At 42.5% G+C, this 22,716-nt stretch carries 21 protein-coding genes and 2 tRNA genes; 20 read left to right on the top strand and 3 right to left on the bottom strand.

Going from position 1 to position 22,716, the window contains the following annotated elements; genetic code table 11:
* The 3 genes from HMPREF3112_RS01560 to HMPREF3112_RS01550 are packed head-to-tail and all read right to left on the bottom strand — an operon-like array spanning position 1 to position 1,878.
* Entirely contained in the window at positions 1 to 786 is a 786-nt protein-coding gene (locus HMPREF3112_RS01560; protein WP_037611821.1) for a hypothetical protein, read from the bottom strand.
* 11 nt (positions 787 to 797) lie between these two features.
* Positions 798 to 1,496 (bottom strand): ABC transporter ATP-binding protein, encoded by a 699-nt coding sequence (locus tag HMPREF3112_RS01555; protein ID WP_022496274.1) that lies wholly within the window; start codon positions 1,494 to 1,496, stop codon positions 798 to 800.
* Positions 1,497 to 1,500: 4 nt separating this feature from the next.
* Positions 1,501 to 1,878: a GntR family transcriptional regulator gene (locus HMPREF3112_RS01550; RefSeq protein ID WP_022496273.1), complete on the bottom strand. Its 378-nt coding sequence runs from the start codon at positions 1,876 to 1,878 to the stop codon at positions 1,501 to 1,503.
* Between the two features lie 181 nt (positions 1,879 to 2,059).
* On the opposite strand from HMPREF3112_RS01550, the gene HMPREF3112_RS01545 reads away from it, so the two are divergent.
* From HMPREF3112_RS01545 to HMPREF3112_RS01450, 20 genes are all read left to right on the top strand, one after another.
* Entirely contained in the window at positions 2,060 to 2,854 is a 795-nt protein-coding gene (locus tag HMPREF3112_RS01545) for an HAD-IIB family hydrolase (protein WP_070437658.1), read from the top strand.
* On the top strand, positions 2,847 to 3,665 hold the full coding sequence (locus HMPREF3112_RS01540) for a Cof-type HAD-IIB family hydrolase (RefSeq protein ID WP_021143817.1): 819 nt from the start codon (positions 2,847 to 2,849) through the stop codon (positions 3,663 to 3,665). Before HMPREF3112_RS01545 ends, HMPREF3112_RS01540 begins: the two co-directional genes overlap by 8 nt.
* 10 nt (positions 3,666 to 3,675) lie before the next feature.
* Positions 3,676 to 5,073, top strand: coding sequence for a signal recognition particle-docking protein FtsY (gene ftsY / locus HMPREF3112_RS01535; protein ID WP_021143818.1), 1,398 nt, complete (start codon positions 3,676 to 3,678; stop codon positions 5,071 to 5,073).
* A gap of 234 nt (positions 5,074 to 5,307) precedes the next feature.
* Positions 5,308 to 5,937: a guanylate kinase gene (gene gmk / locus HMPREF3112_RS01530; RefSeq protein WP_002884259.1), complete on the top strand. Its 630-nt coding sequence runs from the start codon at positions 5,308 to 5,310 to the stop codon at positions 5,935 to 5,937.
* A gap of 21 nt (positions 5,938 to 5,958) precedes the next feature.
* A complete protein-coding gene (gene rpoZ, locus HMPREF3112_RS01525) occupies positions 5,959 to 6,273 on the top strand; it encodes a DNA-directed RNA polymerase subunit omega (RefSeq protein ID WP_002886855.1) in 315 nt (104 codons plus the stop codon).
* Positions 6,274 to 6,415: 142 nt separating this feature from the next.
* Positions 6,416 to 8,812, top strand: coding sequence for a primosomal protein N' (locus HMPREF3112_RS01520; RefSeq protein WP_070437655.1), 2,397 nt, complete (start codon positions 6,416 to 6,418; stop codon positions 8,810 to 8,812).
* 17 nt (positions 8,813 to 8,829) lie between these two features.
* Positions 8,830 to 9,765, top strand: a complete 936-nt coding sequence (gene fmt / locus HMPREF3112_RS01515) for a methionyl-tRNA formyltransferase (RefSeq protein WP_070437652.1) — start codon at positions 8,830 to 8,832, stop codon at positions 9,763 to 9,765.
* Positions 9,755 to 11,077, top strand: a complete 1,323-nt coding sequence (gene rsmB / locus HMPREF3112_RS01510) for a 16S rRNA (cytosine(967)-C(5))-methyltransferase RsmB (protein ID WP_038677043.1) — start codon at positions 9,755 to 9,757, stop codon at positions 11,075 to 11,077. The genes fmt and rsmB overlap by 11 nt, the downstream gene beginning before the upstream one ends.
* Positions 11,078 to 11,120: 43 nt before the next feature.
* A complete protein-coding gene (locus HMPREF3112_RS01505) occupies positions 11,121 to 11,858 on the top strand; it encodes a Stp1/IreP family PP2C-type Ser/Thr phosphatase (protein ID WP_038677041.1) in 738 nt (245 codons plus the stop codon).
* Positions 11,858 to 13,732: a Stk1 family PASTA domain-containing Ser/Thr kinase gene (gene pknB / locus HMPREF3112_RS01500; RefSeq protein ID WP_002884755.1), complete on the top strand. Its 1,875-nt coding sequence runs from the start codon at positions 11,858 to 11,860 to the stop codon at positions 13,730 to 13,732. Before HMPREF3112_RS01505 ends, pknB begins: the two co-directional genes overlap by 1 nt.
* Positions 13,733 to 13,877: 145 nt before the next feature.
* Positions 13,878 to 14,636, top strand: coding sequence for a potassium channel family protein (locus HMPREF3112_RS01495; protein ID WP_070437649.1), 759 nt, complete (start codon positions 13,878 to 13,880; stop codon positions 14,634 to 14,636).
* 163 nt (positions 14,637 to 14,799) lie between these two features.
* Positions 14,800 to 15,498 (top strand): cell wall-active antibiotics response protein LiaF, encoded by a 699-nt coding sequence (gene liaF / locus HMPREF3112_RS01490; RefSeq protein WP_013990238.1) that lies wholly within the window; start codon positions 14,800 to 14,802, stop codon positions 15,496 to 15,498.
* Positions 15,495 to 16,505, top strand: a complete 1,011-nt coding sequence (locus HMPREF3112_RS01485; protein ID WP_013990239.1) for an envelope stress sensor histidine kinase LiaS — start codon at positions 15,495 to 15,497, stop codon at positions 16,503 to 16,505. The genes liaF and HMPREF3112_RS01485 overlap by 4 nt, the downstream gene beginning before the upstream one ends.
* Positions 16,495 to 17,139, top strand: coding sequence for a response regulator transcription factor (locus tag HMPREF3112_RS01480; protein ID WP_002884791.1), 645 nt, complete (start codon positions 16,495 to 16,497; stop codon positions 17,137 to 17,139). Before HMPREF3112_RS01485 ends, HMPREF3112_RS01480 begins: the two co-directional genes overlap by 11 nt.
* 301 nt (positions 17,140 to 17,440) lie before the next feature.
* Positions 17,441 to 17,512 (top strand) — tRNA-Gln (locus tag HMPREF3112_RS01475).
* 29 nt (positions 17,513 to 17,541) lie between these two features.
* Positions 17,542 to 17,613: transfer RNA gene (locus tag HMPREF3112_RS01470), tRNA-Glu, on the top strand.
* A gap of 222 nt (positions 17,614 to 17,835) precedes the next feature.
* Positions 17,836 to 18,354 (top strand): ribosome maturation factor RimM, encoded by a 519-nt coding sequence (gene rimM, locus HMPREF3112_RS01465; RefSeq protein WP_002884411.1) that lies wholly within the window; start codon positions 17,836 to 17,838, stop codon positions 18,352 to 18,354.
* Positions 18,344 to 19,063: a tRNA (guanosine(37)-N1)-methyltransferase TrmD gene (gene trmD, locus HMPREF3112_RS01460; protein ID WP_002886864.1), complete on the top strand. Its 720-nt coding sequence runs from the start codon at positions 18,344 to 18,346 to the stop codon at positions 19,061 to 19,063. The genes rimM and trmD overlap by 11 nt, the downstream gene beginning before the upstream one ends.
* Before the next feature lies 1 nt (position 19,064).
* Positions 19,065 to 20,063 carry an NAD(P)/FAD-dependent oxidoreductase gene (locus HMPREF3112_RS01455; protein ID WP_048674163.1) on the top strand — a complete coding sequence of 333 codons (999 nt, stop codon included), beginning with the start codon at positions 19,065 to 19,067 and terminating at the stop codon, positions 20,061 to 20,063.
* Between the two features lie 82 nt (positions 20,064 to 20,145).
* Positions 20,146 to 22,560, top strand: a complete 2,415-nt coding sequence (locus tag HMPREF3112_RS01450; protein ID WP_070437646.1) for an FtsK/SpoIIIE family DNA translocase — start codon at positions 20,146 to 20,148, stop codon at positions 22,558 to 22,560.
* The last annotated feature ends 156 nt before the right edge of the window (positions 22,561 to 22,716 follow it).

Raw genomic sequence — 22,716 nt, 5'->3', positions numbered from 1 at the left:
TTAGTCTAAATTTAAGCGTTTTGTCATGATATAGTAGGTACCAAAGTAACTTGCTCCGATGAGAATGAGAGACTGAACTAGACTAAATATATATGCCGAGTTATTAATTGCAGTATTTGTTGCATCTCCGGTCAAGGCTGCACCGATTCCAAAGAAGAAACCAATAAAGGATAGGATAGCCTGAATGGCAAAATAGGCGACAAACCCCATAAGAACTTTGTTAGTATTAAAGAGGTTTCCAATACTAATACAGAGGTAATAGAATAGGATACCGCTAATTGTTCCTAAAATTGTAGAAGGGATGACAAGGTAGAGGGCACCTATTTCTTTTAGGAGCTGTCCCAAGTAACTAGTAGTTAGTAGGAAATCTTTGAAGTCTATATTAAATCCGGCTATAATAGCAATCGAAGCGAGTACTACGAGACTAGAAATCGTATTTAAAATAAAGGCTACCAAGAGTTTAGATAAAATCAATTGGTGGGCAGAAACTGGGAGTGTATTGGTTAGATAGCCTTCTCTCCCAAAGACAGTCTGTGCAAAGCGTCTAACAATGAGGACTATTGTCGCTATATAAATGGTTCCCCATACGATAATGGTAGCAAAAACCATCAGTGTGAAGAAAGCGAAGAAGAGTAGACTAGGTTCTTCGTGACTGTGTTCAAAGGTGAATATTAATTTGTGCAGCATTAAGCCCAAGGGGATAGAGAGTAGGATGGCAATACCATAAATGCTAAGGTACCACTTACGGACCGATTGTAATTCATACTTAACTAATTTCCAAAACATGCTCATACCTCCTAGTTATGGAACATCTCTCTAAAGAGTTTGTCGATAGATTTGCCATGGGCTTGACGGATATTATCAGCATCCCCTTGAAGTTCAATCTGACCGTATTTTAAGAAGATAACTTCATCTAGGACGGATTCAATATCTGCAATCAAATGGGTTGAAATGATAACAGAAGCATCTTCAGAGTATTGGTTGATGATGGTTTTAAGAATGTAGTCACGTGACGCGGGATCGACTCCACCGATAGGTTCATCGAGGAGATAGAGTTTAGCTTCACGACTCATAACCAAAATCAACTGAACTTTTTCTTTGTTACCTTTTGATAGGTCTTTAAGGCGCAAATCAGGCTGGAGCTTTAAATCCTGCAAGAGTTGCAAGGCAAGAGGATAACGGAAGTCAGCATAGAAATCTTGGAAGAAGTCCAAGTAGTATTGGATAGTCTTACTTTCATCCAAATAAGTTGTATCAGGTAGATATGCCACTTGAGCTTTGGTGATAGGTGATGGCTGAAATCCATTAATAGTTGCTAAACCAGAAGTTGGTTGGAGGAGGCCATTCAAAATCTTGATGAGAGTTGTTTTACCACTACCGTTTGGTCCTAAGAGACCAATGATTTTACCAGAAGGGATGGACATGGTCACATCTCTAAGGGCTGGAATACCATTATAGGTCTTGGTGAGATTTGTTAGAGTTACAATATCAGTCATTGGTCTATAAGTCCTTTCCTGTTTGTTCGATGTAGTCAGTGATGATAGATTTGATTTCAGGTGAGCTAAAACCAATGGCTGTCATCTCAGTGACAAAGTTTTTCATGAGACTTTGGGCAATCTCGTGTCGTTTTTGATCAATTAGTTTTTCATCTTCGGTAACAAAGCGACCAGAGGTACGGGCAGAGTAGACCAACCCCTCTTTTTCAAGTTCTTGGAAGGCTCTTTGTACAGTGTTAGGATTGACCCCAGCTTCCTGAGCAAATTCTCTAACGGGTAGGAGTTGTTGTCCCATACTCAATTCCTTGGAAGCTATCTTCAGTTTGACGCGATAGGCGATTTGGAGATAAATTGGCGATTTTTCATCAAATGTCCAAGCCATAAGAGACTCCTTTCTAAAAGTATAACAGTATTATTTTTGTACTACCGTAATGATACAACTAAAATACTGGATTTGCAAGTAAAATGCCATATTTTCTCTAATTTCTCTGGCTTTTCCCAAACTTATATTCCTATTTTTGGTACAATAGGGGCAAGTATATTCGACCTGAAGGGAGATTATTTTGAAAATTTTAGCAACAGATATGGATGGTACCTTTCTAGACCATCTTGGTGCCTATGATAAGGCACGTTTGGAAAACCTTTTGGATGCGTGTGAAGCTAAAGATTACGTTTTTACAGTAGCTTCTGGCCGAGCTCTCTTGGCCTTGGAGGAGCTTTTTGATGGTTTTGTGGACCGCATTGCTATTATTGCGGAGAATGGGGCCTTGGTTCAGTACAAGGGTGAAGTCCTATTTGAGTCCAAGCTAGAACCTAAAGATTATTTAGAAATTGCAGACACGACTTTAGCCTTACCAACTTGCGAGGGAATTCTCTTGTCGGGACGTCGTGGTGCCTATGCTCCAAACGATGCAGAACCAGCCTATCTTAAGGCCATGGAACGTTACTATGAAAATGTTATGGCAACGGACCTTGAAGCGGTTACAGATGACATTTTCAAGGTAACTGCTAAGTTCCAAGGGGATACCATTATGGAACGTGGTGACTATCTCAACACGATTTTTGAGGATATGACAGCTGTGACAACTGGCTTTGATTCTATGGATATTATCCTTAAAGGTGTGGATAAGGGCTTTGGTCTTTACCATCTTTGTCAAGAGTTGGGGCGTCAAGCTTCAGATGTTGTAGCCTTTGGTGATAATCTCAATGATATGGAGATGCTGACCTTTGCTGGGCATGCGGTTGCTACGGAAAATGCCCGCGATGAGATTAAGGCAGTAGCTGACGAAGTGATTGGTCACCATAAAGACGGTGCAGTCTTTGACTACATGGAAGGATTGGTGGACTCAGATGTCTGAGATTAAATTATTGGCCTTGGACCTAGATGGGACACTCTTCACTAAGGATAAGCAAGTAACAGCTGAAAATAGAGCTGCTCTGAAAGCGGCAGAAGCTAAGGGGGTTCATGTGGTCATTACGACTGGTCGCCCTCTGCCAGCTATTACTCATATCTTGGAAGATTTGGGCTTGTTGGATGATAAGCACTATAGTGTGACCTTCAATGGTGGCTTGGTTCAGCGTAATAATGGGGATATCCTCATAAAGAAAGAGATGAGTCGAGAAGATTTAAAGCAGATTTATGCTGTCTTCGAACCTCTAGGGCTTCCTATGGATGTTATCAGTGATGGCATTGTCTATGGTGTGCCAAGTAAAGGCAATCATTCTCTCTATCGTCAGGCTAATCCTACCCTGACCTTCGTTGATGTGGAGAGTATTGATGACATTCCTGAAAATATCGTCTATAATAAGGTAGTTACGGTCTGTGAGGAAGCGTTTTTGGATGCTCAAATTCAAAAAATACCTGACCATTTATACCAAGCGTTTGAGGTCTTTAAGTCTCGTGAAATTATCCTAGAGGTCATGCCTAAAGGTGTTCATAAGGCTGTAGGTTTGAGACTCTTGACTGATTACCTTGCTCTGGATAAAAGTCAGGTCATGGCTATTGGAGACGAGGAAAACGACTTGACAATGCTGGAGTGGGCTAGTCTTGGTGTGGCTATGGCGAATGCTGTTCCCAAGGTCAAGGCTGTTGCCAAGGCAGTAACGACAAAAACTAATGAGGAATCTGGAGTGGCTGAGGCCATCCACAAATATATTCTAGAGAAATAAGGAGAACCAAATGGGTCTATTTGATCGATTATTTGGACAAGAGGAAAACCAGTCACAGGAAACTGTAGCAAATCATGAAATTTCAGAAACTGAGGCTCTTGATAATCAAGACTTATCAACAAGTGAAGGGATAAGCGAGAGTCAAACAGAACAGCTCAGTGAGTCGGAGACTCAAGTAGAAGAGATTTCATCCACAGAATCTGTTGAATCTAGTGATTCTACTGTGACAGAAGAAAGTGAAGCAGTGTCTGACGAAGACCTTTCTGTTGATAATCAGGCTTCAAGCGAAGCAGAAGGCGTTTCCGAGTCAGAAGAAAGTCAAGTTGCTGTGGATAACCACTTTGCGGATGTCATGGCTGATTACTATGCTAAGAAGGCTCAAGTAGCTGCTGCTGCAGAAAAAGGTGAAACTGTCACTTTTGAAGCCGTTCAAACCCGTAAAGTTGAGGAAAAACCTGAAGAAGTTCAGGATTCAAAAACTGAAACAGAACAAGAGAAATATAACCGTACCCTCAAGAAGACGCGTACTGGTTTTGCTGCCCGCTTGAATGAATTCTTTGCGAATTTCCGTCGTGTTGATGAGGAGTTCTTCGAAGAATTGGAAGAAATGCTAATTCTTTCTGATGTTGGAGTTAATGTTGCAACGCAATTAACGGAAGATTTGCGCTATGAAGCCCGCCTTGAAAATGTCAAAAAGACTGAGGATTTGCAACGCTTGATTATTGAAAAACTTGTGGATATCTACGAGAAGGATGATGTCTACAAGGAGCAGATTAATTTCCAAGATGGTTTGACAGTCATGCTTTTCGTTGGTGTCAACGGGGTTGGTAAGACAACGTCTATCGGTAAGTTGGCGCATAAATACAAACAAGAAGGCAAAAAAGTTATGTTGGTAGCTGCTGATACCTTCCGTGCGGGAGCTGTTGCTCAGTTGGTTGAGTGGGGACGTCGTGTTGATGTGCCAGTAGTGACTGGTGCTGAGAAGGCTGACCCAGCTTCAGTGGTCTTTGACGGTATGGAAAAGGCCCTTGCTGAGGGAGTTGACGTCCTTATGATTGATACTGCGGGTCGTTTGCAAAATAAAGATAATCTTATGGCAGAGCTTGAAAAGATTGGTCGTATTATCAAACGTGTGGTTCCAGAAGCACCTCATGAAACCCTCTTGGCCTTGGATGCCTCAACAGGTCAAAATGCCCTTAGTCAGGCTAAGGAATTTTCAAAAATTACACCTCTTACAGGTCTTGTCTTGACTAAGTTGGATGGTAGTGCCAAGGGTGGGGTGGTTTTAGCCATTCGCCAAGAGTTGGATATTCCAGTTAAGTTAATTGGTTTTGGTGAGAAAATTGATGATATTGGTGAGTTCCATTCAGAAGAATTCATGCAAGGTCTCTTGACTGGTTTGGTTTAAAAGAGTATTTAAAAAAGAGTGAGTACTGAGAAAAGGAATTCACTCTTTTTAATGGTGTCCTCACCTTGAAAAAAGTCGCTTTTATTGGTAAAATAGTAAGGAAAAACGCATGCTCTGAAAAGTGAGCTGTAACTTAATCACTGAACAACCCCTAAGCCAAAAAAAGAGATGATTGTTTTCTCTTTTTTAAGGTGAGTCATAAGAAGATTTTTAATCTTAGTTTAAGGAGAAGACATGTCTGAACGTGGACTTTTGATTGTTTTTTCAGGGCCTTCTGGTGTCGGAAAAGGAACTGTTCGTCAGGAGATTTTTTCAACACCTGACCACAAATTTGAATACTCAGTATCAATGACCACACGTGCTCAACGTCCTGGTGAAGTTGATGGAAAGGATTATTTCTTCCGTTCGCGTGAGGAATTTGAAGAGCTTATTCGTAATGGTCAAATGTTGGAATATGCTGAGTATGTGGGTAACTACTACGGAACACCTTTGACTTATGTTAATGAAACCTTGGATAAAGGTATTGATGTTTTCCTTGAAATCGAGGTTCAAGGTGCCCTTCAGGTTAAGAAAAAGGTCCCAGATGCTGTCTTCATCTTTTTGACACCACCGGATTTGAACGAGCTTCAAGAACGTTTGGTTGGTCGTGGAACAGACTCTGAGGAAGTTATTGCTCAACGTATTGAGCGTGCGCGTGAAGAAATTGCTCTCATGAGCGAATACGATTATGCCATTGTTAATGACGAAGTGCCTTTGGCTGCTGAGCGTGTCAAACGTGTTATTGAAGCAGAACACTTCCGAGTTGACCGTGTGATTGGTCGCTATCGTAATATGATTTCAGAAAAGAAATTATCAGATAAATAAATTAGAAATAGGTATAGAATTATGATGTTGAAACCCTCTATTGACAAACTTTTGGATAAAGTGCCTTCAAAATATTCATTGGTTATTTTGCAAGCCAAACGTGCCCATGAATTAGCCGCTGGTGCTGAACCAACTCAAGAGTTTACGTCAGTAAAACCAACCCTTCAAGCCCTTGAAGAGATTGAATCTGGTAATGTGACTATCCACCCAGATCCAGAATCTAAACGTGAATTGGCACGTTTGAAAGTGATTCAAGCACGTCTTGCTGCTGAGGAAGAAGAACGTAAAATCAAAGAACAAATCGCTAAAGAAAAAGAAGAAGGCGATAAAATCTAAAATCAAAGTCTTGCTTTGGTTTATGAGGAGAGGGGAGCTGAGGCATAGTGTCTCAGCTTCCTTCTTTATGACGATAATAGGAAGCTCATATTTTCTTGAGCTTGGAAGATACTGGTCTTAAGGAAGTGACAGGAGGAAATTTATGGTTTTAGTAGCACATATTATTGTCGACGTTCCTCTGATGCAGACGGACAGACCTTATAGTTACCTGGTACCGGAAGCCATGCAAGAACAAATCGCCATCGGTATGCGGGTTCATGTGCCTTTTGGTAAAGGAAATCGTTTACTTCAAGGTTTTATTATTGGCTTGGAAGAGCAGGAAAATTTAAGAGATTTTCCTGAACTAAAACCCATCGCTGAGCTTTTAGATTATGAGCCAGTGCTTAATCAGGAACAGCTGGATTTGGCTGATCAGATGCGACATACGGTCTTTTCTTATAAGATTTCCATCTTGAAGTCAATGCTACCTGGTCTCCTTAATTCGCAGTACGATAAGGTTATCATGGCAACTGATAAACTGGGTGAAGAGGAAAAAGAGACTCTCCTTCAAGGGCAGAATCATATTCTTTTCTCGCAGTTGTCAGAGGTACAACGTCAAGCCATTCCTCGTCTGGTCCAGTCTGGGCGTGTAACGGTTGATTACCTTGCTAAAGATAAGCAGAATATCAAGACTGAGAAGCACTATAGTGTTCAAAAGGGTATTCTCGAGACTTTGGCTATTTCGCAAAGGGCTAAGAGACGTTTGGAGATGCGTGACTTCTTGTTAGAGAAGAGTGAGGCAGGGAAGTTGGCAGACCTCCACAAGCTTTTTTCACGAGATGTGGTTAAGTTTTTCATCGAAGCTGGTGCCTTGGTCATCACTGAAGTTGAGGTCAATCGTGCCGACAGCTACTTTGAAAAGGTAGAGAAGACGGATTTTCTTGAGCTTAATGTTCAACAGGCGCATGCGGTTGAAGAAATGACGCGCCAAATCGGCCAAGGTGGCAAACCATTCTTATTGGAAGGGGTAACGGGATCAGGTAAGACAGAGGTCTATCTGCATCTTATCGAGAGGACCTTGGCTATGGGGAAAACGGCTATTGTCTTGGTACCAGAGATTTCCTTGACACCCCAAATGACTAATCGTTTCATTTCACGTTTTGGGGACTTGGTGGCGATTATGCATTCAGGCTTGTCAGACGGTGAGAAATTTGACGAGTGGCGTAAGGTTAAATCTGGTCAGGCAAAAGTTGTGGTAGGAGCGCGTTCGGCTATCTTTGCTCCTTTGGACAATATCGGGGCAATCATTATCGATGAGGAACATGAGGCTACTTATAAACAAGAGTCCAATCCTCGCTATCATGCAAGAGATGTTGCCTTGCTTAGAACTAAGAGTCATGGAGCTGTGCTCGTCCTTGGGTCAGCAACACCCTCTATTGAGACACGGGCGAGAGCTCAGAAAGGGGTTTACCATTTTCTTGAGTTGACACAAAGGGCTAATCCTAATGCTAAAATTCCGCAGGTGGAAGTGGTGGACTTCAAGGATTTTGTGGGCCGTCAAGAGGCGAGTGATTTTACACCACCTCTTTTGGAAAAAATCAGGGAACGTTTGGCACGTAAGGAACAAGTCGTATTGATGTTGAACCGTCGTGGGTATTCCTCTTTTGTCATGTGTCGTGACTGTGGCTATGTGGATGATTGTCCGAATTGTGATATTTCACTGACCTTGCACATGGATACCAAGACCATGAATTGCCACTATTGTGATTTTCAAAAAGCAATACCACATGTCTGTCCTAACTGTCAGAGTCGTCAGATTCGCTATTATGGGACTGGGACACAAAAGGCCTATGACCAGTTAACGGAACTTTTGCCAGAAGCCAGAGTGATTCGTATGGATGTTGATACGACACGTAAGAAAGGTGCTCACGAGAAACTCTTAGAGACTTTTGGAAGTGGCAAGGCTGACATTTTGCTTGGGACTCAGATGATTGCCAAGGGCTTGGATTTTCCCAATGTCACCTTGGTAGGGGTCTTGAATGCAGATACATCGCTTAATTTACCAGATTTTCGTTCGGCTGAACGTACCTTCCAGCTTTTGACTCAGGTGGCTGGTCGTGCTGGTCGTGCTGACAAGGAAGGGGAAGTTATTATTCAAACCTATAATCCTAGTCATTATGCCATTCGGTTTGCACAGCAACAGGATTATGAAGGTTTCTACGCCTATGAAATGGGGATTCGACGTCAGTTGGCCTATCCCCCTTATTTCTATACGGTAGGGATTACGCTTTCTCACAAGGATGAAGAGTTTGTGGTTCGGAAGAGCTATGAGGTTATGGCTTATTTAAGAGAGCACCTGTCAGACAAGGTGACCTTCCTAGGGCCTACACCTAAGCCAATTGCCCGAACACATAACCTTTATCACTATCAGATTATTATCAAATACCGTTTTGAGGATAACTTGGAAGAAACGCTTAATAGGGTCCTTGACATGACTCAGGAGCCTGAGAACAAGGACCTGCGTTTGATTATTGATCACGAACCTCAGAATTTTACCTAATCTAGAAAAGGAAGAATATGACAAAATTAGTATTTATGGGAACGCCTGCCTTTTCAGCGACAGTGCTGGAAGGACTTTTGACCGATGAGCATTATGATATTGTCGCTGTGGTGACGCAACCAGACCGTGCTGTCGGCCGTAAAAAAGAAATCCGCATGACACCGGTCAAGGAAGTAGCCTTGGCGCATGACTTGCCAATTTATCAACCTGAAAAGTTGTCAGGTTCTGAAGAAATGGCACAACTTATGTCACTTGGTGCTGATGGTATTGTTACTGCGGCTTATGGACAATTCTTGCCAAGTAAGTTGCTTGATAGCATGGATTTTGCTGTGAATGTCCACGCTTCACTCCTGCCAAAATACCGTGGTGGAGCACCTATCCATTATGCCATTATCAATGGTGATGCAGAAGCGGGTGTGACGATTATGGAAATGGTCAAGGAAATGGATGCTGGTGACATGGTTAGCCAAAAGGCCTTGCCAATTCTTGACGAGGATAATGTTGGTACCATGTTTGAAAAATTGGCAGTCTTGGGGCGTGACCTCTTGCTTGAAACCTTGCCTGCCTATATCGCTGGGGAAATCAAACCTGTTCCTCAAGATGCCAGTCAGGTAACATTTTCGCCAAATATTAGCCCAGAAGAGGAGCGCCTTGATTGGAATAAGCCGGCTCGTGACATCTTCAATCAAATCCGTGGTATGTACCCATGGCCTGTGGCCCATACCTTGCTTGATGGCAAACGTTTCAAAATTTATGAAGCGAATTTGGCAGAAGGTCAAGGACAGGCTGGTCATATTATTGAAAAAACCAAGAAGAGTTTGGTAGTTGCGACTGGCCAAGGAGCTATTTCGCTTAAGACAGTTCAACCTGCTGGAAAACCTCGTATGGCTATTGCTGATTTCCTTAATGGGGTCGGACGCAATCTTGAAGTAGGTGATGCATTTGGCCAATGATTGGAAAAAAACAGCTCGTGGACAGGCACTCGAAGTCTTAGAAGAAGTCTTCCAGGAAGGGGCCTACTCAAATATTGCTCTCAATGCACATCTGAGCAAGTCGCAGCTAACAGATAAAGACAAGGCCTTGGTGACGGAAATTGTTTACGGGACTTTAGCTCGTAAGATTACTTTGGAGTGGATTCTAGCCCATGTTATTGAGGACCGTGATAAGCTTGAACCTTGGGTTTATGACCTCTTGCTCTTAAGTCTCTATCAGCTAGCCTATTTAGATAAGATTCCAGCCCATGCAGTAGTTAACGATGCTGTTGCTATTGCCAAAAATCGTGGCAATAAAAAGGGTGCTGAGAAGCTGGTAAATGCGGTTCTTCGTAAACTATCTAGCCAGCCTTTGCCAAATCCAAGCCAGATTAAACGTGTCAATAAACGCTATTCCGTTCAGTATTCTCTACCTGTATGGTTGGTTAAAAAACTTATCGACCAGTACGGGGAAGACCGTGCCCTTGCTATTTTCCAAAGCCTCTTTGTGAGAAATAAGGCTAGTGTGCGTGTAACGGATGCGTCACGTTTGGAAGAGATAGAGGAGGCCACTGGGGCTGAGCGTTCAGTTCTATCACCAGTCGGGCTTGTTAAGTCTTCCGGTTACTTTGCTGGAACAGATTATTTTAAAGAGGGCTTGTTGACCATTCAGGATGAGACCAGTCAACTGGTTGCGCCAACTTTAGGGATTCAAGGTGAAGAAGAAATCCTGGATGCCTGTGCGGCACCTGGTGGTAAGACGGTTCATATGGCCTCTTATTTGACGAGTGGACATGTGACGGCGCTTGATCTCTATGATCATAAGCTTGCCCTTATCGAAGAAAATGCCCAACGTCTTGGCCTAGCTGATAAGGTTAAGACACAGAAACTGGATGCTAGTCAGGTACATCAAGTCTTTCCAGCTGATAGTTTTGACAAGATTTTAGTGGATGCTCCTTGTTCAGGGATTGGGCTCATTCGTCGGAAACCTGATATCAAATATAACAAGGACCTCCAAGACTTTGAGTCTCTTAAGGCTGTGCAGTTGGATATCCTATCCAGCGTTTGTCAAACCCTACGAAAAGGTGGTATAATAACATATAGTACTTGCACCATCATAGCAGAAGAAAATCAAGAGGTGATTCAAGCCTTTCTTGAGAGCCATCCTGATTTTGAGCAAGTTGCCTTAGACCATCCATGTAAAGACATCGTGGTCAATGGCTGTTTGGCAATTACCCCCGAACAGTATCTAACTGATGGTTTTTTCATCGCACAGTTGCGTAAAAAAGCTTAGGGTTACAGAGGAGGAAATGCTGACGCAAGTCAGAAAGAAAACTATGGAAATATCATTATTAACGGACATTGGCCAAAAACGGTCAAACAACCAAGATTTTGTTAATAAATTTGTCAACCAAGCTGGTGTTACCCTTGTCGTTGTTGCAGACGGAATGGGTGGACACCGTGCTGGAAATATTGCCAGTGAGATGTCAGTAACTGACCTTGGTCGTGACTGGATTAACACTGATTTTCGTGAGTTGAGTCAAATTCGTGATTGGATGATTGCTGCTATTGATGCAGAAAATCGTAAAATCTATGAACTTGGCCAAAACGAAGAATATAAGGGAATGGGAACAACTATCGAGGTTCTTGCCTTTGTTGATAATGCTGTGATTTTCGCCCATGTTGGGGATTCACGTATTGCCCTTATCCGTAATGGTGAGTATAAGCAATTGACGAATGACCACTCTTTGGTCAATGCTCTTATCAGGGCTGGTCAGTTGACTGAAGAAGAAGCAGCGGTTCACCCACAACGTAATATCATTACGCAATCTATTGGGCAAGCTGCTCCGATTGAGGCTGACCTTGGTGTCCAACAATTGGAACCAGGAGACTATATTTTGGCCAATTCAGATGGTTTGACCAATATGATTTCAGTCGAACAAATTGTTCATATTGTCAACAGCCCTGGTTTCGTCGAAGAAAAAACGAGTCGTTTGGTAGCTGCAGCCAATGAGGCTGGTGGTCATGATAATATTACCGTTGCTCTCATCAAAATAGAAAGTGAGGAAGGATAATGATCCAAGTTGGCAAATTGTTTGCTGGACGTTATCGAATCCTTAAGTCTATCGGGCGTGGTGGTATGGCGGATGTTTATCTGGCTAACGACCTGATTCTGGATAATGAAAGAGTAGCTATTAAGGTGCTACGTACCAATTACCAAACGGATCAGGTGGCTGTGGCGCGTTTCCAGCGTGAAGCGCGTGCCATGGCAGAACTCAGTCATCCTAATATCGTTGCTATCCGAGATATTGGCGAAGAAGACGGCCAGCAGTTTTTGGTGATGGAGTATGTGGATGGTTCGGACTTGAAGAAATATATTCAAGACCATGCGCCACTTTCTAACCAAGATGTTGTGCGTATCATGGGGGAGGTTCTTTCCGCCATGACTCTTGCCCACCAAAAGGGCATTATCCACCGTGACCTTAAGCCACAAAACGTTCTTTTAACTAAGGACGGTACAGCCAAGGTCACAGACTTCGGAATTGCGGTTGCCTTTGCAGAGACTAGTCTAACTCAAACTAACTCTATGTTGGGTTCTGTCCACTACCTCTCACCAGAGCAGGCTCGTGGATCGAAAGCAACTATCCAAAGCGACATCTATGCTATGGGTATTATGCTTTTTGAAATGTTGACAGGTCATATTCCTTATGATGGTGACAGTGCAGTAACCATTGCACTCCAACATTTCCAAAAGCCACTCCCATCGATTTTGGCAGAGAACCGTAATGTTCCCCAAGCCTTGGAAAACGTGGTTATTCGAGCAACAGCCAAAAAACTAGAGAATCGTTATAATAGTACTTTGGAAATGAGCCGTGACTTGGTAACGAGTTTGCATCCTAGTCATCGACGCGATGCCAAGGTAGTCTTTGATGATATGACGGATACCAAGACCTTGCCAAAGGTTGATCCAGTTCCATCTGCAAGTCTTGAGAAAAAAGCCGTTGCTGCTGAGCCATCAGAGCCTACACCTGCTCCAAGTAAACAACCAAGGAAAAAAACGACACCAGCTAAGAAGAAAAAGAAGAAAAACTTTTTCTCAACCTTGCTCAAGGTTTTCCTAGGACTTGTCTTTATTGGTATTATCATCTTTGCCTATTTGGTATTTACCAATCCTGATAATGTCCAGGTGCCTAATGTGGTCGGTCAAGAGTTGTCCGCAGCTCAGACTAACATTGAGGGTGCTGGATTTAAGGTAGGAGACGTTAAGGAAGTGGAAGATGACTCTGTCGATACAGGCAAGGTCATCAAGACTGATCCTACAGCTGGAACTACACGAAAAGAAGGATCAAGTATTGATGTCTATGTTTCTTCTGGTAGTAAAGGTTTCGCTTTGAAAGACTACAAAGGTAAAAACTATAAGGATGCCATTGAGGACTTAACTTCGAATTATGGCGTTTCTGAGGATCAAATTGATATTCAGCATGTCGAAGACGATAATGCTGAAGAGGGAGAAATCTTATCTCAAAGTCCAGGAAAAAACAAGTCCTTCAACCCTAAGGATAGTAAGGCTAAAATCAAGTTCCGTGTGGCAACTCCTAAGACAGTTACCATGCCTGATGTGACTGGTTTGACGGTTTCAACAGCGGTTCAAACCTTGAATCGTAAGAGTATCTCAAGTAGTAGTATCGAGTATCATGACTATAATACTGGTGTTAAGTTAGACAAGGATAAGATTCCTAGCAGTACAGAGGTTCTATATCAAGATCCACAAGCTGGTACAAGCGTTGATGGTACAGTGATCCTCTATGTTTCAGTTGCAACAGCAAGTTCAAGTCTACAGTCAAGCTCAAGCAGTACGACACATTCGTCATCGACGAGCTCAAGTACTGACAGTACAACTTCAAGCACTGAAACCTCGACAGAGGCTACTCACACAGAGCTACAATAGATAAAAAAACTTAGACATAATGAAGAGAGGTTATTTCATCTCTCTTTTTTTGTTATCTAGAGTTCTTGTCGATAGCTTAAAAAGCCTGCTTGCCAGGGGTCAGAGATTCTTTTATAATGAAGACATCACATATAGGAGAGACGCTATGAGAAACCGTAGAAAACTGAGAAGGTATATCATTACCTACGATATCGTCATGACGGTCCTGGCCCTGATTTCCATTGGCTTGGTTATCTTTGATTTGGTTGGATTAATTTCAATTGGAAGGCGACCTTTCAGAGTGATAGATCAGTCTATAACGCTCATCTTTGCCATTGATTATGCGATTCGTTTCTCCCTGGCACCTCGTAAGCGAATTTTTGTTAAAACGCATGTATTAGACTTGTTGGCTATTATTCCCTACAATGAAGTCTTTACCTTCTTCCGTTTTTCAAGGGTGGGACGCTTTGCTCGTTTGGCCAAACTCTCTCGCTTAATTGGTTTGAGTAGTAAGCTCAAGCACATTTCCAATCGCATTAATCGCAGAAATGGCTTTTATTTTCTGCTTTCGGTTAATAGCATTATCATCCTTATCAGTAGTGCTATTATTGCCCGAGTAGAGCACCATAATTTTATAGATGCTATTTGGTGGTCTGTAGCAACGGTTACCACAGTAGGTTATGGAGATATCGTTCCTCGAACATTGGTAGGTAAGGCAGTTGCTGTTATTCTCATGTTTAGTGGGATTGCCACTCTGGGCTTGTTAACTAGCTCTCTCAATAATATTTTTGTGCGGTCAGGTCGTCAGACTGAAAGAAAATTGGCTGAGATTGAGAAGGAGTTGGCGGAACAACGTGTCATACTGGAGGAAATCAGAAGTACAGTGCAACTCATAAATAGCAAGATAGACGAAACTGACGATTAAGATTTTTGAATGAAAGACGGTGTTTCCTTTAATGGAGGCACTTTTTTTGCTTTCTGCGGCCCCTTTTCTATCTTGCTTAGTCGGTGCTCAAACTGGGTCTTTTTGTCAATTGCCTTAAAATTTGATAGAATGAACCCTGTATACTTTTATTTGAGAGGTCCTTATGACCAAATTTAATTTTTTCTTAGTGGTGGAAGCCCTGCTTTTGACTCTGGGCCTGATTACCATCTTTAATAATGATATTACCAGTTTTATTTTCATTTTGGTCTTGACCTTGTTGGCCGTTCGCTTTTTTAACAAGGAGTCCAAGAGTGACTTTGTCTTGACCATCTGTTTGATCTCCCTTTTTCTGGTTTCCATGTGGAATATCTATGTGGTGCTTGCTATCCTAGTGGGTGTGGCCTATGTCATGATTAACCATTTTTCACAGGTCAAGAAAAAGAATCGCTACGCCCTCATCCAATTCAAAGAAGATAATTTGAATCCTCGAGCTGTCCGAAATCAGTGGATTGGGACTCGTATGGAACCTGTCAGTGATCGTTATGACTTTGATGATATCAATATCATCCGTTTCTTTGGGACAGATGTGATTGATTTGACTCAGGTTATTGTTTCGGGGCGAGATAATGTCGTGATTTTGCAGAAACTCTATGGACCGACGACTATCTTGGTACCAATTGATGTTTCCGTTAAACTCAACATATCGGCAATCTATAGCTCTGTCACCTTCTTTAATGAAGATGAATACGATCTCCGTTATGAAAGCTTGACCTTGCAGGGGGCAGAGTATGAGCATGCCCATCGGACGGTTAAATTGATTCTCAATGTGGGAGCTGGACCAGTGGAGGTACGTCGCAAATGAAGAAACAGTACCTATTTTTAATCCTGATTTATTCGGTTGTAGTTTTGGTTGGTGTTACCCTTGTAGTGATGGATAGCTTTAACCTCAACTTTTCACTGGTTTTCGGCAATCTGTCTCAGGCCTTCCACTTCCTTTTTAACATGGTTTTTGTGGTTCTGAGTTTGCTCATTTTGCTTTATATTCTCTGGGCCATTGCCAATGATAACAGTATGCGTTCAGTCAATCAGGATTTGCGCCGCATTATCAATAATCAACCAGTCAAACGTCAGGGAGATATTGAGTTAGACAAGAATATGATGCGCCTGTCTCATAAGATGCGTAAATTGACTAAGGACTTGCAGAAAACTGAGAATGCCCAAGCTCTACAAAGTCGTGATATTATCAAGAAGGAGAGAGGTCGTATTGCTCGGGACCTTCACGATACCGTTAGTCAGGAACTTTTTGCGGCTAGTATGATCCTATCTGGAGTCTCTCAGATGGCAGACCAGCTAAGTAAGGAAGATTTGCATAATCAAATCCAGGCGGTTGAGGCCATGCTGACAGATGCTCAAAATGATATGCGTGTCTTGCTTTTGCATCTTCGCCCGACAGAGCTTGAGAACAAGACCTTGCAAGAAGGCTTGCAGATGATTCTTAAGGAATTAACCGATAAATCCAATATTCACGTCGTCTACAAGGATATGGTTAAGAAAGTGCCCAAGCGTATTGAAAATAATCTCTTTAGGATTGCCCAAGAGTTTATCTCTAATACCCTTAAACACGCCAAGGCTAGCCAGATAGAGGTTTATCTCTATCAAAATAGTCAGGAAATTCAATTGAAAATGTTGGATAATGGTGTTGGTTATGACTTAAATGCGTCGACTGACGAGATGAGTTATGGCTTGAAAAATATCCAAGAGCGTGTCGATGAAATGGCAGGAACTGTGCAGTTCCTATCTGCTAAAGGTAAGGGGACGTCTATTGATGTCCGTGTGCCGATATTAAGAGGAGAAGACAATGTCGAATAAGATTAATGTGATTTTGGTCGATGACCATGAGATGGTCCGTTTGGGCCTTAAAAGTTTCTTGAATCTCCAAGGAGATGTCGAAGTGGTTGGAGAGGCAGGGAATGGTCGAGAGGGTGTTGATCTTGCCTTGGAACTGAGACCAGATGTCGTCGTTATGGACCTTGTTATGCCTGAATTAGATGGTGTTCAAGCGACTTTGGAATTGCTCAAAGAATGGCCTGAAGCCAAGATTTTGGTTTTGACTAGCTATTTGGACAATGAAAAAATTTACCCAGTCATTGAAGCTGGTGCTAAAGGCTATATGCTTAAAACTAGTAGTGCGGCAGAGATTCTCAATAGTATCCGTAAGGTTTACCGTGGTGAAGAAGCTATCGAAACTGAGGTGGACAATAAGATTAAATACCATGATAGTCATCCGGACTTACACGATGACTTGACGGCACGTGAACGTGATATCTTGGCCCTTTTGGCTAAGGGGTATGACAATCAAACCATTGCTAATGAGCTATTTATTTCGTTGAAAACCGTTAAAACTCACGTGTCTAATATCCTTGGAAAACTCAATGTTGATGACCGTACTCAGGCTGTCGTTTATGCCTTTAGACATCATTTGGTTTCGCAGGATGATGAATAAAGTTATCAACTAATCTTGTTATCTAGGGGCTAGAGAGGGTTTTCATAACTCTTAACCCTAAGTCGGATTTTGTGAGTCAAATTTTTTGACTTTATTTCTAGCAAAACATATAATTAAACCATCCTAAAACTTTTCTTTTTTCATATGAGGTTGAAGCGACCTCATATCATCTATCTAAGTTCGCTTAGATGATGAAATCTCCTAACTCCTAGCAATCGGTACTTCCGGTTGCTTTTTTTGAAAAAAGTTTAAAAAAGTGTTGACAGCCTACTAGTTTTTATGTAGAATAATAAGAGTCTTTTGGGGTATAGCCAAGCGGTAAGGCAAGGGACTTTGACTCCCTCATGCGTTGGTTCGAATCCAGCTACCCCAGTTCTACCTGAGGGTAGAGACACAGATTATGGTCCGTTGGTCAAGGGGTTAAGACACCGCCTTTTCACGGCGGTAACACGGGTTCGAATCCCGTACGGACTATAAGTACCAGCTAGAGAAAGCTGGTTTTTTTGTGTCCTTTTTGATAAAATAGAGGGGTTGACTGGCCTAGGTCAGACATTTTATACCACTTTAAAATCATAAATAACGAGACCTCGACCCGACGAAAAAAACTTTTGTCTTGTAATGGCTATCAGATGATGATAAGCCCTTGGTCGAGTCGTGGTTTTATTTGAATAAGAAAACAGATAATAAGGAAATGCAATGACATACTATAACGTTGGAAAGATTGTGAATACACAGGGCTTGCAGGGTGAACTTCGTGTTTTGTCTGTAACAGATTTTGCGGATGAGCGTTTTAAGAAGAAGAGTGTCCTAGCCCTTTTTGATGACAAAGATAATTACATCATGGATGTCGAGATTGCGAGTCACCGAAAACATAAAAACTTTGATATCGTTAAGTTCAAAGGGCTTTACCATATCAATGATGTAGAGAAGTACAAAGGTTGTAGCCTCAAGATTGCTGAGGAAAATCTAACAGACCTTGATGACGGTGAATTTTACTACCATGAAATCATTGGCCTTGATGTTTATGAAGGTGATACTTTGATCGGTCAGGTCAAAGAGATTCTCCAACCGGGTGCTAATGATGTTTGGGTAGTGAAACGTAAAGGCAAGAAAGACTTGCTATTGCCATACATCCCACCTGTAGTTCTCGATGTTGATGTCGCTGCTGGTCGTATTGAGGTTGAGCTCATGGAAGGATTAGACGATGAAGATTGATATCTTGACCCTATTTCCAGATATGTTTGCTCCCTTAGAGCATTCCATTGTTGGTAAGGCAAAGGATAAGGGGCTTCTAGAAATCAACTATCACAATTTCCGTGAAAATGCGGAGAAGGCTCGTCATGTAGATGACGAACCTTACGGTGGTGGACAAGGCATGTTGCTTCGTGCCCAGCCAATTTTTGATACCTTTGACAAGCTAAATGTCACTAAGCCTCGCGTTATTCTCCTAGATCCTGCGGGTCGCACCTTTGATCAGGCCTATGCAGAAGAATTGGCGCAAGAAGAGGAATTGGTCTTTATCTGTGGCCATTATGAGGGCTATGATGAGCGCATCAAAACTTTGGTGACAGACGAGATTTCCTTGGGAGACTTTGTCTTGACTGGGGGGGAGCTGGCTGCTATGACTATTGTAGATGCTACTGTTCGCTTGATTCCTGAGGTTTTAGGTAAGGAAGCTAGTCATAAGGATGATAGTTTCTCATCAGGGCTTTTGGAATTTCCACAGTACACTCGCCCAGCTGAGTTTCGTGGCATGAAGGTACCAGATGTGCTCTTGTCAGGTCACCATGTCAATATTCGACGTTGGCGTATGGAGCAGAGTTTGCGTAAGACCTGGGAGCGTCGACCAGATCTTTTGGAAAACTATGATTTTACGGATGAAGAACGCCAGATTTTAGAAGAGATAAAAGCAGAAGGAAAATAAAATGTCAGAAGAAAAGATTTATGATATTACCATTATCGGTGGTGGACCAGTAGGCCTTTGGGCTGCCTTTTATGCTGGACTACGTGGCATGACTGTTAATATTATTGAGAGTCTGTCAGAGCTTGGTGGACAGCCTGCCGTTCTCTACCCTGAGAAGAAAATCTATGATATTCCAGCCTTTCCTCAAACAACAGGTGCGGAATTGACAGGAAACCTCTTGACTCAGCTTAAGCGTTTTGAAGATCGTGTCAGCATTCATTTGAAAGAGGAAGTTCAAACCTTTGAAAAGACTGATGGCATCTTTACAATTGCCACTAGCAAGGGTCAACACTTGTCTAAGGCTATCGTCATTGCCTGTGGAAATGGTGCCTTCGCTCCACGTCCTTTAGGTGTGGACAATGAAGAAGATTATGCGGATAATAACTTGTTCTATAATGTGCATAGCTTGGACCAATTTGCTGGCAAGAAGGTTGTGATTGCTGGTGGTGGGGATTCAGCTGTTGACTGGGCCAATCACCTAGATGGGATTGCTGAGAGCGTGACTTTGATTCACCGACGTGATGCTTTTCGTGCCCATGAGCATAGTGTAGAGCTTCTTCATCAATCATCAGTTAATGTGATGACACCTTATGTACCCCTTGAAATCAAGGGTGAAAGTGGTCTTGCCAAAAGTTTGACTGTTCAAAAAGTGAAGTCAGATGAAGTTGTGGAATTGCCGCTTGATACCCTTATTGTTAGCTTTGGCTTCTCAACCAACAATAAAAACCTTCGTAACTGGAATGTTGACTTTAAACGCTCTAGCATTACTGTCAATGCCCAGTTTGAAACTTCACAAGCAGGTGTTTACGCTATCGGTGATGCAGCAGAATATGAAGGCAAGATTGACTTGATTGCTGTGGGAATGGGTGAAGCTCCTATCGCTATCAACCAAGCTATTCAATATATTGATCCAGATGGTAAGAATCGTCCGGTTCACTCAACATCGTTAATTGAAGAATAATGTCAAAAGAAGACTTTGTCTTCAATCTAAGGAGAGACTTGTCTCTCTTTTTTCATGTCTAAAAACGTGGTATAATACACTTATGGCTACAACGAAAAAAACGAAAAAAGGGACGGCTTCTAAGAACGGTAAGAAGCGTCTTACAAAAGCAGAATTAGACAGACAGAAGGCGATTAAGCGAATGCTATGGACCTTCTTTTTTGCCTTTGTCTTAATTTTCCCAGTCTTTCGATTGGGTTTCTTTGGGGTTACCCTCTATAATATCTTTCGAGTATTTGTGGGGAGTATGGCTTACCCTTTAATTTTTGCTATCTATGTTTATCTCTTTGGCTTTAAATGGTTACGTAAACACAGTAACTATGTCACAGGATTTTGGATGGTCTTCGCGGGGCTCTTGTTGGAGTTTCATGCCTATCTCTTTAGTCTAGATCGTATGAACGGTCTGGATATTTTCCCTGGTACCAAGGACTTGCTTTTTGGGGAACTTGTGAGTGTGCAAGTCGCTCGTTTTGCGGGTGGTGGTATGTTGGGGGCTCTTCTGTACCAACCGATTTCCTTCCTCTTTTCAAATATCGGTAGCTTCATGATTGGGGTATTGATTATTCTCTTAGGGGCTTTCATTCTTAGCCCTTGGGATGTCTTGGATATCATGGAGTATGCTAAGGAAGCTTGGCAAAAAGGGGCTGAGAAGCGTTTGGAACGGACGGCTCAACGTCAGGAGAAGAAGGCAGAACGTCAGGCTCGGAAAGAACGTGAAGCAGAAGAACGTGCCGAAGCCGAGCGTCTGGCTGATTTGACTGTCGACGAGGAGACGGGAGAAATCTTGGATGATGCCGCAGAGGCCTTGCCACAAGAAGCTGAGATTTTTGCACCTGAACCTGAAATCAGTGATTATGCCTCTGAGGATTACTATGATAATCTGCCTCCAGAGGATTATGAGGATTTCCAAGAAGATTATGCACCTTATCCAGAGGATCTGCCAAGCGAGGAGTTTCCCCCATCTATGGTGGTTGAGGGAGATGACGCGCCAGTCGAGGTTGATTTCACGCCTAAGGAACTCCTACAGTATAAATTACCTCATATAGATCTCTTTGCACCTGATAAGCCTAAGAGTCAATCTAAAGAGAAGAACATCGTTCGTAAGAATATTCGAATCTTAGAAGATACCTTCAAGAGTTTCAATATTGATGTCAAGATTGAGCGGGCTGAAATTGGACCGTCAGTGACCAAGTACGAGGTCAAGCCTGCTGTTGGGGTCCGTGTCAATCGCATTTCAAATCTAGCTGATGACTTGGCTCTGGCTCTAGCTGCGAAAGATGTCCGTATCGAGGCACCTATTCCTGGAAAATCTTTGGTTGGTATCGAAGTGCCTAATTCAGAGATTGCGACGGTTTCTTTCCGTGAACTTTGGGAACAGTCCAAGACGGATCCTAATAAGCTCTTGGAAGTTCCTCTCGGTAAGGCAGTTGATGGTTCGGCTCGTAGCTTTGATTTGGGTCGGATGCCTCACTTGCTGGTCGCGGGATCTACAGGTTCTGGTAAATCGGTTGCGGTAAACGGTATTATCTCTAGTATTCTTATGAAGGCTCGTCCTGACCAGGTGAAGTTCCTCATGGTCGATCCTAAGATGGTTGAACTTTCAGTTTACAATGATATTCCTCATCTCCTTATCCCTGTGGTGACTAACCCACGTAAGGCCGCTAAGGCTCTTCAAAAAGTGGTAGATGAGATGGAAAATCGTTACGAACTCTTTAGTAAGTTTGGCGTGCGTAACATTGCTGGCTACAATGTCAAGGTGGAAGACTGGAACGCTCAGTCGCAAGAAAAACAGATTCCCTTGCCATTAATTGTGGTTATTGTTGATGAGTTGGCTGACTTGATGATGGTAGCCAGTAAGGAAGTGGAAGATGCCATCATTCGTTTGGGACAAAAAGCGCGTGCTGCGGGAATTCACATGATTCTCGCCACTCAACGTCCGTCGGTTGATGTTATCTCTGGTTTGATTAAGGCCAATGTGCCATCTCGTGTGGCCTTCGCCGTGTCTTCGGGAACAGATAGTCGTACCATTTTAGATGAAAATGGGGCAGAAAAGCTACTCGGACGTGGGGATATGCTTTTCAAACCGATTGATGAGAACCACCCTGTTCGTCTACAAGGTTCCTTCATCTCTGATGATGACGTGGAACGTATTGTGACCTTTATCAAGAATCAGGCTTCAGCTGACTATGATGAGAGCTTTGATCCTGGTGAAGTTTCTGAAAATGATTTTGGTGGAGGTTCCTCTGCCAATGGTGGTAGCTCAGAAGGTGACCCACTCTTTGAAGAGGCCAAGGCTTTGGTCCTTGAAACACAAAAAGCAAGTGCTTCCATGATTCAACGTCGTCTGTCAGTTGGTTTCAACCGTGCCACTCGTTTGATGGAAGAGTTGGAAGAAGCAGGCGTTATCGGACCAGCTGAAGGTACCAAACCACGTAAGGTTTTGATGACTCAAGAATAATGAACTGGAAAGAGTCTCAAGCCTGGTTTTTAAAAGAATTAAAATAGACAAAAGAAATGATAAAAATGAGTGTTTTGCCATTTATTTTCTCATTCTTTTTTTATGTTCAAAATAGACCAAAAAATTGCAAAATATTCCATAAGAACGCTTACAAAA

The organism is Streptococcus sp. HMSC10E12 (assembly GCF_001807855.1).
GTDB lineage: Bacteria > Bacillota > Bacilli > Lactobacillales > Streptococcaceae > Streptococcus > Streptococcus salivarius.
This window is presented reverse-complemented; position numbering and strand designations above follow the sequence as displayed.

What these genes read in the sequence shown, in the direction of transcription:
- HMPREF3112_RS01450 (WP_070437646.1), top strand. Translation starts at nt 20,146, where the DNA reads ATGGCTACAACGAAAAAAACGAAAAAAGGGACGGCTTCTAAGAACGGT.
- ftsY (WP_021143818.1), top strand. Translation starts at nt 3,676, where the DNA reads ATGGGTCTATTTGATCGATTATTTGGACAAGAGGAAAACCAGTCACAG.
- HMPREF3112_RS01550 (WP_022496273.1), bottom strand. Translation starts at nt 1,878, where the DNA reads ATGGCTTGGACATTTGATGAAAAATCGCCAATTTATCTCCAAATCGCC.
- HMPREF3112_RS01560 (WP_037611821.1), bottom strand. Translation starts at nt 786, where the DNA reads ATGTTTTGGAAATTAGTTAAGTATGAATTACAATCGGTCCGTAAGTGG.
- HMPREF3112_RS01495 (WP_070437649.1), top strand. Translation starts at nt 13,878, where the DNA reads ATGAGAAACCGTAGAAAACTGAGAAGGTATATCATTACCTACGATATC.
- liaF (WP_013990238.1), top strand. Translation starts at nt 14,800, where the DNA reads ATGACCAAATTTAATTTTTTCTTAGTGGTGGAAGCCCTGCTTTTGACT.
- HMPREF3112_RS01555 (WP_022496274.1), bottom strand. Translation starts at nt 1,496, where the DNA reads ATGACTGATATTGTAACTCTAACAAATCTCACCAAGACCTATAATGGT.
- HMPREF3112_RS01455 (WP_048674163.1), top strand. Translation starts at nt 19,065, where the DNA reads ATGTCAGAAGAAAAGATTTATGATATTACCATTATCGGTGGTGGACCA.
- gmk (WP_002884259.1), top strand. Translation starts at nt 5,308, where the DNA reads ATGTCTGAACGTGGACTTTTGATTGTTTTTTCAGGGCCTTCTGGTGTC.
- HMPREF3112_RS01480 (WP_002884791.1), top strand. Translation starts at nt 16,495, where the DNA reads ATGTCGAATAAGATTAATGTGATTTTGGTCGATGACCATGAGATGGTC.
- fmt (WP_070437652.1), top strand. Translation starts at nt 8,830, where the DNA reads ATGACAAAATTAGTATTTATGGGAACGCCTGCCTTTTCAGCGACAGTG.
- HMPREF3112_RS01540 (WP_021143817.1), top strand. Translation starts at nt 2,847, where the DNA reads ATGTCTGAGATTAAATTATTGGCCTTGGACCTAGATGGGACACTCTTC.
- HMPREF3112_RS01505 (WP_038677041.1), top strand. Translation starts at nt 11,121, where the DNA reads ATGGAAATATCATTATTAACGGACATTGGCCAAAAACGGTCAAACAAC.
- rpoZ (WP_002886855.1), top strand. Translation starts at nt 5,959, where the DNA reads ATGATGTTGAAACCCTCTATTGACAAACTTTTGGATAAAGTGCCTTCA.
- HMPREF3112_RS01485 (WP_013990239.1), top strand. Translation starts at nt 15,495, where the DNA reads ATGAAGAAACAGTACCTATTTTTAATCCTGATTTATTCGGTTGTAGTT.
- trmD (WP_002886864.1), top strand. Translation starts at nt 18,344, where the DNA reads ATGAAGATTGATATCTTGACCCTATTTCCAGATATGTTTGCTCCCTTA.
- rimM (WP_002884411.1), top strand. Translation starts at nt 17,836, where the DNA reads ATGACATACTATAACGTTGGAAAGATTGTGAATACACAGGGCTTGCAG.
- HMPREF3112_RS01520 (WP_070437655.1), top strand. Translation starts at nt 6,416, where the DNA reads ATGGTTTTAGTAGCACATATTATTGTCGACGTTCCTCTGATGCAGACG.
- pknB (WP_002884755.1), top strand. Translation starts at nt 11,858, where the DNA reads ATGATCCAAGTTGGCAAATTGTTTGCTGGACGTTATCGAATCCTTAAG.